The sequence below is a fragment of the Moraxella sp. genome, assembly GCF_030525845.1.
GTDB lineage: Bacteria > Pseudomonadota > Gammaproteobacteria > Pseudomonadales > Moraxellaceae > Moraxella.
Window position 1 is genome coordinate 20951 of record NZ_JAUNDY010000020.1, and the last position, 12634, is coordinate 33584.

At 44.8% G+C, this 12634-nt stretch carries 16 protein-coding genes; 3 read left to right on the plus strand and 13 right to left on the minus strand.

Going from position 1 to position 12634, the window contains the following annotated elements:
* The 13 genes from msbA to Q4B79_RS07660 all read right to left on the minus strand — a co-directional run bounded on the left by msbA (position 1) and on the right by Q4B79_RS07660 (position 10719).
* The gene (gene msbA, locus Q4B79_RS07600) at positions 1-1758 is read right to left on the minus strand and encodes a lipid A export permease/ATP-binding protein MsbA (protein ID WP_303085826.1); all 1758 of its coding nucleotides are present in this window, start codon (positions 1756-1758) and stop codon (positions 1-3) included.
* Between the two features lie 7 nt (positions 1759-1765).
* Complete coding sequence (locus Q4B79_RS07605) at positions 1766-2197, minus strand: biopolymer transporter ExbD (protein WP_303085827.1); 432 nt, start codon at positions 2195-2197, stop codon at positions 1766-1768.
* A 4-nt stretch (positions 2198-2201) separates the two neighbouring features.
* Positions 2202-2876, minus strand: coding sequence for a MotA/TolQ/ExbB proton channel family protein (locus tag Q4B79_RS07610; protein WP_303085828.1), 675 nt, complete (start codon positions 2874-2876; stop codon positions 2202-2204).
* A gap of 48 nt (positions 2877-2924) precedes the next feature.
* Positions 2925-3875, minus strand: a complete 951-nt coding sequence (locus Q4B79_RS07615) for a ParB/RepB/Spo0J family partition protein (protein ID WP_303085829.1) — start codon at positions 3873-3875, stop codon at positions 2925-2927.
* A 152-nt stretch (positions 3876-4027) separates the two neighbouring features.
* Positions 4028-5488 (minus strand): phosphate acetyltransferase, encoded by a 1461-nt coding sequence (pta, locus tag Q4B79_RS07620; RefSeq protein WP_368500050.1) that lies wholly within the window; start codon positions 5486-5488, stop codon positions 4028-4030.
* Between the two features lie 67 nt (positions 5489-5555).
* Complete coding sequence (locus Q4B79_RS07625) at positions 5556-6737, minus strand: acetate/propionate family kinase (protein WP_303085830.1); 1182 nt, start codon at positions 6735-6737, stop codon at positions 5556-5558.
* 222 nt (positions 6738-6959) lie between these two features.
* Positions 6960-7262 carry a hypothetical protein gene (locus Q4B79_RS07630; protein ID WP_303085831.1) on the minus strand — a complete coding sequence of 101 codons (303 nt, stop codon included), beginning with the start codon at positions 7260-7262 and terminating at the stop codon, positions 6960-6962.
* Positions 7263-7707: 445 nt separating this feature from the next.
* A complete protein-coding gene (locus Q4B79_RS07635; protein ID WP_303085832.1) occupies positions 7708-8037 on the minus strand; it encodes a branched-chain amino acid transporter permease in 330 nt (109 codons plus the stop codon).
* On the minus strand, positions 8034-8744 hold the full coding sequence (locus Q4B79_RS07640) for an AzlC family ABC transporter permease (protein WP_303085833.1): 711 nt from the start codon (positions 8742-8744) through the stop codon (positions 8034-8036). Before Q4B79_RS07640 ends, Q4B79_RS07635 begins: the two co-directional genes overlap by 4 nt.
* Before the next feature lie 322 nt (positions 8745-9066).
* Positions 9067-9441: a Mor transcription activator family protein gene (locus Q4B79_RS07645; RefSeq protein WP_303085834.1), complete on the minus strand. Its 375-nt coding sequence runs from the start codon at positions 9439-9441 to the stop codon at positions 9067-9069.
* A 117-nt stretch (positions 9442-9558) separates the two neighbouring features.
* Positions 9559-10104 carry a gp16 family protein gene (locus Q4B79_RS07650; protein ID WP_303085835.1) on the minus strand — a complete coding sequence of 182 codons (546 nt, stop codon included), beginning with the start codon at positions 10102-10104 and terminating at the stop codon, positions 9559-9561.
* A gap of 4 nt (positions 10105-10108) precedes the next feature.
* Positions 10109-10363, minus strand: a complete 255-nt coding sequence (locus tag Q4B79_RS07655) for a hypothetical protein (RefSeq protein WP_303085836.1) — start codon at positions 10361-10363, stop codon at positions 10109-10111.
* Between the two features lie 83 nt (positions 10364-10446).
* Entirely contained in the window at positions 10447-10719 is a 273-nt protein-coding gene (locus Q4B79_RS07660) for an HU family DNA-binding protein (RefSeq protein ID WP_303085837.1), read from the minus strand.
* 185 nt (positions 10720-10904) lie between these two features.
* On the opposite strand from Q4B79_RS07660, the gene Q4B79_RS07665 reads away from it, so the two are divergent.
* Genes Q4B79_RS07665 through Q4B79_RS07675 form a run of 3 tightly spaced genes read left to right on the plus strand, consistent with a single transcriptional unit; the run spans position 10905 to position 12496 of the window.
* On the plus strand, positions 10905-11828 hold the full coding sequence (locus Q4B79_RS07665; protein WP_303085838.1) for a major capsid protein: 924 nt from the start codon (positions 10905-10907) through the stop codon (positions 11826-11828).
* A gap of 12 nt (positions 11829-11840) precedes the next feature.
* Positions 11841-12095, plus strand: a complete 255-nt coding sequence (locus Q4B79_RS07670; protein WP_303085839.1) for a hypothetical protein — start codon at positions 11841-11843, stop codon at positions 12093-12095.
* The gene (locus tag Q4B79_RS07675; RefSeq protein ID WP_303085840.1) at positions 12083-12496 is read left to right on the plus strand and encodes a formyltransferase family protein; all 414 of its coding nucleotides are present in this window, start codon (positions 12083-12085) and stop codon (positions 12494-12496) included. Before Q4B79_RS07670 ends, Q4B79_RS07675 begins: the two co-directional genes overlap by 13 nt.
* Positions 12497-12634 lie beyond the last annotated feature (138 nt).

A 12634-nucleotide genomic window follows, 5' to 3' on the forward strand; every position in this document is an offset into this window, starting at 1 on the left:
CTACTCGTCAAAAGTACGCTCGTACATGGTTTTATACATACCGCCTTTTGCTACAAGCTCATCATGCGTTCCCATTTCGATGATTTGACCTTTATCCATCACAATGATACGGTCAGCATTGGCAATGGTGGATAACCGATGGGCAATGACAAGCGTGGTGCGACCTTTCATGACGGTTTCTAAGGCTTTTTGGATATAAAATTCACTTTCGTTGTCAAGTGCCGATGTTGCTTCGTCCAAAATCAAAATCGGTGCGTCTTTTAGTAACGCCCTTGCAATAGACAAACGCTGACGCTGACCACCTGAAAGTTGCAAACCGTCCGTACCGATAAAACTGTCATAACCATCAGGCAAATCCATAATAAAATCATGGGCATATGCCATTTTCCCCGCCCTGACAATCTCATCATGGGACTTGGCAGATAAAGCACCATAGGCGATATTATGGGCGATGGTATCCAAAAACAGCGTAACTTGCTGATTAACCATCGCAATCTGCTGACGCAGTATCGATAACCTAATCTCATCAATCGGCATGCCATCGATAAAAATTTGCCCCATCGTTGGTGTGAGTGAGCGTGTCAAAAGATTGACAAGCGTACTTTTGCCAGAGCCCGACCGACCTACCACCGCCACCGTCTCGCCAGCCTTGATGTCAAGATTAAACTCCTTGATGGCTTGCACGCCACTATCATAAGTTAAGCTGATGTTTTGAAAACTGATGTCGCCACGCAATATTGGCGTGAGCGTGCCTGCGTCTTTTTCCTCTGCCTTATCCAAAAGCTCAAAAATCGATGACCCTGCCGCCAAGCCCCGTTGGAGCTTTTGATTGACATCAGTCAATGCCTTGACAGGGCGAGCAAGAAGCCCAGCAGCGATAAGAAAGGACGCAAACTCCCCTGCCGTCATACCGCCAAGCACCTCAGGACGAAGCGATAACCACACCACAAAGCACATGCCTGTCGCCATCAGAAGCTGAATAAGTGGCGAGTTTACCACCGCAAGCAGTGTGATTTTCATGCTTTTTTGGAGATTATCGAGGCTAGCTTTGTTAAATCGGTCGGCTTCATAAGCTTGACCGCCATAATTTTTGACAACCTGATAGCCTGCCACCGCTTCATTCGTGATATGACTGACCACACTCATGGATTCTTGGATACCTGTCGAGAGCGTGGCAAACTTTTTGGAAATGTTTTTTATGATCCAAAAAATCGGTGGCACAACCAAAAGCAACACACACGTCAAACGCCAGTTACTATAAAACAAAAACCCAAACAAGGCAATAACCGTCAAGCCTTCTTTGAGCAAGGTGGTAATGGATTCGTTGCTACCTGCGGTTACTTGCTCAACATCAAAAATAAGCTTAGAAGAGATTTTGCCAGCAGGATTTTCAAGATAAAACTGGGACGGCAAGCGAAGCAATTTATCAAAAACTTCCACACGAATGCGATAAACCAAATTACGAGAAATATACGCCGAATAATACCCTCCCAAAAACGCCCCCACCCCACGTCCAATAAAGAGCAAAATGACCAAAAACGGAAACCAAAACTTACGCACCTTATCATCAGCATTGATGGCATCAATGATGACCTGAAAAAGCTTGGCGCTGGCAACTTCTGCCCCTGCACTACACGCCATACCCAAAAGCATCAAAAGAGCCGCCCACCAGTAGGGTTTTAGGTAGGCACACAGGCGTAAAAACACCGCCATTTTATCGTTATGGTCAAAAACTGCTTTATTGTGATTACTGGACATGAGTGTGTTATTTTTCACGTTTTTGGGGGGTGGGGATAACGGTACTGATGTTGAGGTTTAAAAAGCCCATTTTGCCAGCCACGTCCATCGCTCGCACCACCGCTTGATGAGATGCCTCAGCGTCAGCTGCGATGACAAAGAGTTGCTTGCGGTCGCCACCTGCTTCTTTTTGAATCATGTTAATCAGCTCCGCCTCCGTGCTTGACCCCAACGCAATGCCATTGACCAAATATGTACCGTCTTTTTGTACCGCCACCTCGATTTGTTTGCCCTCATCCAATACTGGCACGCCCTCTGCTTGGGGCAGGACAATATTAATGCGACTAAAATGATTAAAGGTGGTTGCCAAAAGCAAAAACACAATCAAAAATAACAAGCAATCAATCATGGGGGTCAGATTGATTTCAAGTGGCTCTACGGTGGGTTTGCGAAATCTCATGTGATTACTCTGTTTTTTCAACTTCCAAATCAGCGTGATGAGCATGATAAAAGCTCGGTGTGGCTTGCATTAGCCCATAATCATACATTTCTTGGATAAGCAAACCTGCTTCGTTTTCAAATTTGGCATTGATATCCACAATACGTCTTTGATAATAACGATACGCCACGAGTGCAGGGATTGCCACAAACATACCTCCTGCGGTGGTGATTAGTGCTTGGGAAACACCCCCTGCAAGCATGGCAGGGTCTTGCATTGAGCCATCGGTTACCGCCAAAAATGACACAATGATACCCAAAACTGTCCCCAAAAGCCCCAAAAGCGGTGCAATCGCCCCAATAGTGCCTAGCATGTTGATGTTCTTTTCAAGCTGGTGTATCTGCACGCTAGCACGATTTTGCATGTGCATGGTCATGCTATCTAGCCCATGTTGGCGATAGAGTAGTCCTGTCGCTAAGATATCCCCTAAGGGCGAAGCGTCCTTGATGGTCATCAGCGTGCTTTTGGCAATATCGCCTTTGCCTCGCAACTGCTCAATGAGTTGCTCTCGCAAACCACTTGGTGCAATCATCGCCATGCGTAATACCTTACCACGCTCGATGATGATGACCAGTGCCACCACAGAACACATAATGATTGGCAACATCAGCCAACCGCCTGCTTTTACAAGCTCCCACATAATCTACACCGTTTTTTTGGCATGATAAATTATCACGCAGACTAAAAATTAACCATTCACACCAAGCTGACTCATAAGCTGGGTAAGTTCATCAGGGCTTTGGAAAAATATCTCCATACTGCCTTTGCCGTTTTTGTTTTGTTTTAGCTTAACCGTCGCCCCTAGTATATCAGAGAGTTTTTGGTTTAAACGAGCTATCTCATGATGACCATCTCGAACTGGCTTTGGTTCTGGATTTAAGATGGATTTGACCAATTTTTCGGCATCTCGCACCGTCATTTCAGCATGTACAATTTTTTTGGCAATGATGGGTTGTTGCTCTGTTGGTAGGGCAAGCAGTGTGCGTGCGTGTCCCATATCCAAAAGGTTATCCATCATCAATGCTTTGACTTCATCGTGCAGGGCGTTTAGTCGAAGCAAATTAGAAACTGTCGTCCGTGCCTTACCTACCACATCGGCAATCATCGCATGACTCATGCCAAATTCGGTATGAAACCGCTCCAACGCCGCCGCCTGTTCCAGCACACTCAAATCTTCACGCTGGATGTTTTCAATGAGTGCCAACGCAATGGCAACCTCATCAGTCAGCACACGCTCAATGGCTGGCACGACACCAAGCCCTGCTAACTTCGCTGCCCTCCAACGTCTCTCGCCAGCGATAATCTCATGAGTCACCCCCTCATCGCTTTGAAGCTCATTATCGCCCAAAGGACGAATGACAATAGGTTGCATAACCCCATGCTGACGAATTGAATCAGCAAGCTCTGTCAGTGCTTCTTGTTTGATGTTATATCTTGGTTGGTACTTACCTGATTGTAAGCGAGCCACATCAATCTGAATCAGCGACTCTTGTTTGTTGTGTTGCAGATGATTGGCATCTTTGGGCGTGGTAACATCATCAGACATTACCGCCACTGCGGTTAAATCTCGTTCACGCTTGATGTTACCCATCAAGACATCTAGCCCACGCTTTGAGCCAAGTCCACGTTTTTTTGTCATGCCAACCTGCACCAATATCAATCGTCAAACAACAGAGCATTTTACCACAAATAACCACCTGTGTTAAGTATGGCAAATTCATCAATACCAAAAAAATACCCCAAAGGTCAGACAACACCAACCTTTGGGGTAGGATTTAAATATCCTTAAAATCACACCGCTTGAATGGCTGTCAAGGCAATCGTATAAACGATGTCATCTACCAAACAGCCACGAGATAGGTCATTGACAGGTTTGTTAAGACCTTGTAGCATTGGGCCGACGCTGATGACACCTGCGGTACGTTGTACGGCTTTATAGGTGGTGTTACCCGTGTTCAAATCGGGGAAAATAAACACATTCGCCTCGCCTGCCACCGCTGAGTTTGGGGCTTTGGATTTGCCTACGCTTGGCACAGAGGCTGCGTCAAATTGCAAAGGACCGTCCACTTTTAGTTCAGGGGCTTTGGTACGGATAATCTCAAGAGCTTCTTTAACCATGTCCACATCAGGTCCAGAGCCTGAGTTCATGGTAGAGTAGCTAATGAGTGCCACTTTGGGGTCAATGCCAAAGGCGTGAGCAGACTGTGCCGACTGAATGGCAATCTCGGCAAGCTGTTCGGCAGTTGGGTTAGGATTGACCGCACAGTCGCCATAGACCACGACCTGCTCAGGCAGTAGCATAAAGAATACGCTAGACACTGAGCTGTATTGTGGGGCGGTTTTGATGAGCTGGAACGCAGGACGAATGGTGTCGGCAGTCGTATGCACCGCCCCAGAAACCAAACCATCCACATCGCCTACTTGGAGCATCATCGTGCCTAGATAAACCGTGTCTTGCAGAGCTTCTCTTGCCCCTGCTTCGTCAAGCTTACCCTTACGGCGTTCGACCATTGGGGCGACATATTTTTCGATGATGGTAGATGGCTCGATGATTTCAATGCCCTCAGGCAAAGTTACGCCACGCTCGTCCGCCACCGCACGGATTTTGGCTACGTCGCCAAGTAGCACACATTGGGCGATGCCACGACTTTGGCAAATCGCTGCCGCCTCGATGGTGCGTGGCTCATCGCCCTCAGGTAGGACAATGCGTTTTTTGGCGTTTTGAGCAAGGCGAACCACTTGGTTACGAAACGCATAAGGGGATAGCTTTTGGGTGCGTTCGCTGGTTTTGTAAGCTTCAAAAGCACCACTATCCACTTCGGATAAATTACCGCCTTTATCGGTACGAGCAACCACTTGTACTTTGCCAGACAAATCCGCCGTACCAATCACGCCCCACACACGCTCGCCTTTTAGACCACCAAACAACGAGGCAAACACAGGCAAACGTGAACCGCTATCGCCCACAAATACCACATCAGCGTCAAAGCCTGTGGCAAGCTCACGGTTCACACGGTTGGCAAATGGGGTATTTTCATCAGCAAGCACGCCCACCACCACGCTAATCGGAGCGGTTTGGGTGGCGATGACTTTTTCTAATAAATCGTCCAAACCGCCACCGCTGACCGCTTCGGCATATTCGTCATGGCTTGGCGTAGCGACAATCTCACCGCCCACGAGGCTAGCAACACCATTTGCCAAAGTTTGCATGTCAATCTGACTGGTAGTAGGGACAAGTAACAAAGTTTTCATATTTTTTCCTAAATCAATCCAAATAAATTCAAACAACAAAAGTTGGGCATGACACCCAACTTTACCATTATAGACCTAATACGGCGCGAGTCTCTCTCATGATTTGGAATTCTTCGTCAGTAGGAATCACCCAAAGCTCAACGGCTGAACCCTCAGCATGGAATGACCCTTCCGCCCCACGAGAGAGTTTGGCGTTTTTATCATTATCAACTTGAATACCAAAATGACGCAGGTAAGATAAAATCTTGGCACGCATATCAACGGCGTTTTCGCCCACACCGCCTGTAAAGGCGATACCAGTCAATTCAGGCAAGGCACAGCTTAGACCTGCCAGATATTTGGCAACACGATAAGCAAAGAGTTCTAGGGCAAGTACAGCGTCTTTATTGCCCTCTTTGGCGGCTTGCTCCACCGTTCTCATGTCGTTGGATAGACCAGACACGCCCAAAAGACCGCTCTTTTTATTTAAAAGCGTATCAATCTCTTCGATGGACAATCCCATTGTGCGGTGCAAATGAATGTGCAAACTTGGGTCGACATCGCCTGAACGAGTACCCATCATCAGACCCTCTAATGGCGTTAGACCCATTGAAGTATCAAGGCTTTTACCATCATAAACAGCCGTTGCCGAGCAACCATTACCCAAGTGAGCCACAAGCCAGCCGTGTTTGCCATCTTTGGTAGTCAATTCGCTGGCACGGTTTGAGACATAGGCGTGCGATGAGCCATGAAAACCATAACGGCGAATGCGGTCTTTTTCGTACAATTCTTTTGGAATAGCATAGCGGAAAGCCACGTCAGGCATGGTTTGGTGGAATGCTGTATCAAATACCGCCACCTGTGGCAAATCAGGATAAATCGCCGACACCGCCTCAACACCAGCAGCATTTGCAGGGTTGTGAAGTGGTGCTAAGATAGCCAAGCGTTTGATTTCACTCAACACGTGGTCGTCCACCTTAACCGCTGATGAAAACTCACGACCACCATGCACCACACGATGACCGACCGCCACAGGGTGGTATTGTTCGATGAGTGCTAGGATTTTTTGGAGAGCAAGTTGGTGAGTCGCTCCTGGCAGGCTAATCTCCTCTTTGGCACCGTCAAGATGCGTGTGCTTGATACGAGCATCTGCGTTACCTAATGCCTCAGCAAGCCCCTCAATGCGAGTGTTACCATCTTCTGAGATAAGGGCGTATTTGATGGACGATGAACCGCAGTTCAGTACTAAGGTAGGGTTTGTTAGAGACATGGGTCTTCCTTAATGTTAAAAAACTTCTTAGGGATTATAGCACATAAATCACGTTTGGCAACAGTATATCAAACCTAAAATTACTAAATTCCAACTACTAATTTTCACAGAAATTGTACTATCATTAATTTCAAAAATATTAGAATAAACCCTTTTTGGATAAAAAAAATGCATTTCATTATTAAAAACAATGAAATGCATCTAAATTTGCGATAAGAACACTCAATCACGACTGCTTTGATTGAAAAAATCTTTCAAATAATCATAAGCACACATCAAACAGTCATTAACGCTATCAAATGTTCTTTGCTCAAATTCAGAAATGGTATGATAATCAAATACATATATTTCCTCATCAGCAATAACATCCTCTGGTGCGTAAGTAGGCTCCAAACGATAGAACTCTTTTCTAAGTAGTTGTCCAAAATATCTGTTATCTTTTTGTACAACTTCCACCCGAAAAGACAAAACATCGTCATCAATCTTAATATCTGGCAAATTAAATGTTTTTACTTCATAAAACATATTATCCCTCTCAAATCATTTTTTCTTAGTGGGTTTTTTAGGTCTAGAATTTTTCTCACTTTCACAAAAACAATGTCTAGCATAAGTACCACGAGGTGCCTTTTGAGTTGCAACTCTCTTAGCTTCTTTGCATGCCTCAGCCTGAGAAACTTTGGAGGTAGCAGAACCAAAAGTTTTATCGGGTGGGTTATTTGGAGCCAAACTTTGGTCATGCACCTGAACATAGCATTGTGCATTATCAGAAAATACTTTGGCATTCGCTATTTAAGAAAATAAACCCAATGAGACAATGGCAATCATACTCAACACAGATTTTTTCAACTTTCATCTCCCTAAAAATTTTCTTAAAGCCTATCAAATTAAAAACATAGTTTTGTACAAATTATGTGTATATTTTTTTATCTTTATGTAACAATTTAATCCTATTATTTTTTTCTTGTAACATCTAAACAAAAACTTTTTGCACCAATACCATATAAAGCACCGTTCCTGCCCCAATCGAGATAAACATATTTTTTCGCCATAGGTGCAACGCCACCACCACCAATCCTGCAATGAACTCCGCCATGCCGTGATGTTCGCTAGATACATCGACATTTTTATAACAATACACCACCAAAAGCCCAAATACCGCAGACGGCAAGGCTTTGCCCAAATACTGCACAAAATCAGGCACAGGTCTATGAGCAGGAAATATCCAAAACGCCACCCAACGACACAGCTGAACTGCAATGATGGCCGTAGCAATGGTAATGATATGTTCGGTGGTGGTCATTTGACAAGCCCCAATTTTTGTCCGATGGCACGTTTACGCACGGTCAGCCACACCAAAATCCCAAGCATGGCAGGGATAAGAAAATTACTTTTACCAAAAATCACAAGTGCCAACACCGTCATGCCAATGCCCAGTAGTGAGCTTTCGTGGGCGGTTTCTCGCTTCCATTGTTCTGCAAAGATGACCAAAAACAGTGCCGTCATGGCAAATTCCGCCCCTTTTAAATCAAAAGGCAACACTGTCCCTGCCACCGCCCCAAGCACCGAACCTGCCACCCAATAAATGTGCAAAAATAGCGTAACAAGCACCATAAACCAAGCCTTATCCACACCTGTCGTGTCGGCGGTGTAGTTGATGGCAAAACTCTCATCAACCATGCCAGCGATGAGATACCAACGCTTCCAACCTGTAATGTCTTTGAATTTATCAAGCATAGAAATGGCATAAAAAATCTGGCGAATGCTAATCATCACAATCAGCAAAAATACCGATGAGGGGTTGAATGCCATGACAAGCAAGCCCGCCATGATATACTCCACCGACCCTGCAAAAATCAGCACCGACATCAAGGTAGGATACCACACCGAAAACCCCAGCGAGTGCATATAAACCCCATATCCCATACCCAAAAACAAAAAGCCCGACAAAATGGGCAGGCTTTCTTTAAAGGCATAACGGGCGGTGGTTTTAAGGGTATCAGATTTCATGGAGATTTGAATGGCTAAAACTACCCATGATAAGGCAAAATGGTGGCGGTGGCAAGTGTTTTATTTAATAAAAACACCGTTTGAATGACAAACGGTGTCAACTTTTAAAATTGTTTTAAAAATTCATCAATATTAAACACAATCTAGATAATTAACCCAGACAGGTAGGATAAATATGGGAAATGGTGGGAATGACTGGGGCAAGTTAGGATAGGATTTGAAGTGATATTGCATAATGTGCAATGAAAAAGGCTTTGATGATTTTGAGTGCCAAACTTGAATTTATCAAAGCCTTTTATTTTTTGGTGGGATTATGGCTGATTTAGGCGGACTGAGCAAAAAGGTCAGGTTGGGAGCGGTCTTGGTATTCTTTTCGCATACGGGCTAAGATTTCATAAATGTAGGGCAAAGACAAATTGAACTTTTGCACCAGCTCAAAATGATTGTTGCCGTTGAACGCTTCCCAAATCGCTAAATCCCGTTCGTGGTATTGCCAAGCATTGTGCTTGGTAACATAAAACATAGAACCACCCCAATGCTCGGCAAGGCGGTTGGCAAGCTCACCTGCGATTTGGCTTGCGGTCTGTTCATCAAGATTTGTGGTGTGGGTAATGATTTGTGTGCCAAAAGAGCGTAAATCTGTAAAGAAGTTTTCGGCTTGTTGGTTAAACTTGCCTTTGCGTTTGTTGTCAGTCATAAAAGCACCTTTATGGTTGTTATTTCTCACATTTTAGCAAAGCAAACAACGGTAATAAAAGGCAACTGGCACAAAAAAGCCACGATTTTTTTATCGTGGCTTTTTGTTTGGATTGGGTTAAGATTGTTTGATATTGATTTGGACAACGGTGGAATTTTTTCCTGCAATAATGCCTGTAAAATCGCCGTGAATGTGGGTGGTGCTTTCCGTTGTTTTGGCTTGCTTTTCTACCCGTTCAACCCATTTTTTAAGGCTTTCAATGACTGTGCTTGCCTTGTGGGTGGGTAGCCACGCCAATAAATCAATTCCAGTTTGTCTTTTAACATAGGCACACAGGGCTTTTTCGCTGGGGTCTTTGACCGCTCCAAGATTGTGCAAGGTAAGCCAAAGGTGGCGAATAAGTTTGGCTTGTGGTTCTTTGTCTTGCTTGATTTTACTTGCCGATTTTGGGGCGGTGGGGGTAAAGCCAAGCTGTTTTAGCCTTGTCATCACCTTGTTTAACTCACCCAATGTCATTTCTTTTGTGCTGGTCTTGCCTGTGGTAGTTTCTAGAAGACTGCGGTAGGTTTCATCATCAAGGCACAGCTTGGATTTGCCGATATGGATAAGCTGGACAAGTTTTTTCTTTTTGTCGTAGGGTTTTTGGGTGGTGGTTTGGGTCATTTTTTTACTCCAAGCCGACTAATTCGACATTTGATACTGCTAATTTCGGCGGTTCTGGCATTTCAGCCCAATGGGTTATTTTGCCATTGCCAGTGCTAAAACATTTTTTATCAAAGTTGTACCACTGTTTGTCTATGGTCTGGTAAACAAAGCCACCATCTGTATGTAGTGATGCACATAAAAATTCACAAAACATTCTTGATTTGCGTTTTTTGTTAAAGCGTGGTTTGGTTTTAGGATATTCGTGCCAAATAGTCATTTTCACTCCAAATTTCTCTTAAAAAAGCGTTTAAAGCGACCTTCAACCCACTTTAAACGCTTTTGGTTGCCTAGAATTATAGGTTAATTAACCGCTTCTTTTAAGCCTTTGCCAGCTTTAAACGATGGGACTTTTTTGGCTGGCACTTGGATTTTTTCGCCTGTTTGGGGGTTACGCCCTGTACGGGCTTTTTGTTCACGCACCGAAAAAGTGCCAAAGCCCACCAACACTACTTCATCGCCTTGTGCTAGGGTATCAGAAACAACCGCCAAAGTCGCATCAAGGGCGGTTTTGGCATCTTTTTGGGTCAAGCCAGATTTGTCGGCTACGGCTTGGATAAGTTCTTGCTTGTTCATAAGGATTTTCCTTTTAAGGTTAAAATTAAGGTTTGACATCAATTTCAAAGGGCGAAACGATAAAATCTTCCACACCTGTACTGATGGTAATGCCACCTATGTCAGTTACGGCATTAGGTTCAGACAGCCACGCTGAAATTTTAATCCGCTAATGTTCTAAACCTTTTGATTTTTAAGGAAAAGTTATGTCTAAAATTGTTGTAGACCAAGTCTTAACCAATGTCGTGCAGGGCTACAAAATCCCCGAAAGTGTCGGTCATTTGCTATTTCCCCGAGTAACCGTTACCAAATCTGGCGGTAAAGTGGTGATGTTTACCGACAAAGATTTTGTTCTTTATCAGACCCAGCGTTCTCGTGGGGCAAATACCAAACGCATTGACATCGGCTACGATGGGCAAGCCTATTCGCTAGAACTACACAGCCTAGAAGGCAAAGTGCCACGAGAAGACCTGCGAGATGCGGACGCTGTCAGCCCAACTTTAAAACTTGGCGTGCGTGCCACCAACAAGGCAATGCGCGGCATTATGTTACCGCTTGAAGTCCAGCAAGCGACTATGGCTCGTAACCCAGCCAATTATCCAAGTACCAACAAAACCGCTCTATCAGGCACAAGCCAATGGACGGACACAAACAGCGACCCCTTTGGCGACATTGAAACAGGCAAAGATGCCATTCGCCAAAAAACAGGGGCAGACGCAAACACAATGGTGCTGTCGCCTGTTGCCTTTAAAGCATTAAAAAATCACCCCGACATCAAAAAACGCCTAACCATTACCGCAGACGGCAAGGGCATTACCGCCCAAATGCTCGCTGACCTGTTTGAAATTGAAACAGTGGCGGTGGGTAAGGCGGTAATGCTGAGTGATGAAACGGGGCAAGTGGAAGATGTATGGGGTAAAGATGTGGTGCTTGCCTATACGCCACCCACATCAGAATTCGACCGTGAAACCCCTGCTTTTGGCTACACCTACGGTATGGAAGGACACCCCTTTGTGGAAACTTCGTACTACGACAACAATGCCAAAACTTTCTTTTATCCTGTTACCGATGAGCGAATGCCTGTCATTGCTGGCATTCACGCAGGGTATTTGATTAGCAATGTCGCTTAATAGGGGGTAAAAATGGACAAATGTTTACTAATTTCCTGTTTGGTGTTGGCACAAATCCGCCACAATGGTAAAAATTATCAAGTGGGCGATGTGGTATGCCTGTCCGCCAATGACAAACTTTTCCTAGAAAAAGCTAAATATGTGCGAGCGGCAACGCCTGATGAAATCGCACAATACGAACAAAAGCAAGAGCAAACTCGCCAAGTCGGTGCAATGGGTGCAAATGCGAATTCAAATTCGCAGATACAGACCGCTTGGCACGATTAGCAATCACTCATCAAATCCCCATTATCGTCCACGACAAAACCCTAACCGCCGACCAAGTGCCAACTGGGGTGGATATTATTCTCACTGCCCACGCTTATTGTTTTGTAAAAAAGCAAGCAAGAGACAAGGCAAGGCTTGGAGCGGTTGGCTACCACCCAAGCCTGTTGCCAAAGTATAAGGGTAAACACGCCGTCAAACTCGCATTTGACAATGGCGACAAGATTGTGGGCGGTTCGCTTTATCAGCTTGATGACGGTTGGGACACAGGGCAGGTGTTAGCTCAAAAGTCGGTCATGGTTGATGGTGGCGACACAATGACAAGTTTGTGGCAAGACAAACTCGCACCTTTGGGGCTTGAATTGTTTAGGGGGTTTTTGAATGGATTAACCAACAATTTATAAATGCAATACTGCTTTATAATATGCAACAAAAAAAACGTGGTAATTATCACGCTTTTTTTAGGCAAATTTTACGCTTGGCATCACAATATTATCCGCCACCCTATCCGTATCTTGATATAAAAATTGGCTTGGGATATT

Excerpts from the sequence above, each read along its gene's own strand:
- msbA (WP_303085826.1), bottom strand. The coding sequence starts at position 1,758 with ATGTCCAGTAATCACAATAAAGCAGTTTTTGACCATAACGATAAAATG.
- Q4B79_RS07605 (WP_303085827.1), bottom strand. The coding sequence starts at position 2,197 with ATGAGATTTCGCAAACCCACCGTAGAGCCACTTGAAATCAATCTGACC.
- Q4B79_RS07610 (WP_303085828.1), bottom strand. The coding sequence starts at position 2,876 with ATGTGGGAGCTTGTAAAAGCAGGCGGTTGGCTGATGTTGCCAATCATT.
- Q4B79_RS07615 (WP_303085829.1), bottom strand. The coding sequence starts at position 3,875 with ATGACAAAAAAACGTGGACTTGGCTCAAAGCGTGGGCTAGATGTCTTG.
- pta (WP_368500050.1), bottom strand. The coding sequence starts at position 5,488 with ATGAAAACTTTGTTACTTGTCCCTACTACCAGTCAGATTGACATGCAA.
- Q4B79_RS07625 (WP_303085830.1), bottom strand. The coding sequence starts at position 6,737 with ATGTCTCTAACAAACCCTACCTTAGTACTGAACTGCGGTTCATCGTCC.
- Q4B79_RS07630 (WP_303085831.1), bottom strand. The coding sequence starts at position 7,262 with ATGTTTTATGAAGTAAAAACATTTAATTTGCCAGATATTAAGATTGAT.
- Q4B79_RS07635 (WP_303085832.1), bottom strand. The coding sequence starts at position 8,037 with ATGACCACCACCGAACATATCATTACCATTGCTACGGCCATCATTGCA.
- Q4B79_RS07640 (WP_303085833.1), bottom strand. The coding sequence starts at position 8,744 with ATGAAATCTGATACCCTTAAAACCACCGCCCGTTATGCCTTTAAAGAA.
- Q4B79_RS07645 (WP_303085834.1), bottom strand. The coding sequence starts at position 9,441 with ATGACTGACAACAAACGCAAAGGCAAGTTTAACCAACAAGCCGAAAAC.
- Q4B79_RS07650 (WP_303085835.1), bottom strand. The coding sequence starts at position 10,104 with ATGACCCAAACCACCACCCAAAAACCCTACGACAAAAAGAAAAAACTT.
- Q4B79_RS07655 (WP_303085836.1), bottom strand. The coding sequence starts at position 10,363 with ATGACTATTTGGCACGAATATCCTAAAACCAAACCACGCTTTAACAAA.
- Q4B79_RS07660 (WP_303085837.1), bottom strand. The coding sequence starts at position 10,719 with ATGAACAAGCAAGAACTTATCCAAGCCGTAGCCGACAAATCTGGCTTG.
- Q4B79_RS07665 (WP_303085838.1), top strand. The coding sequence starts at position 10,905 with ATGTCTAAAATTGTTGTAGACCAAGTCTTAACCAATGTCGTGCAGGGC.
- Q4B79_RS07670 (WP_303085839.1), top strand. The coding sequence starts at position 11,841 with ATGGACAAATGTTTACTAATTTCCTGTTTGGTGTTGGCACAAATCCGC.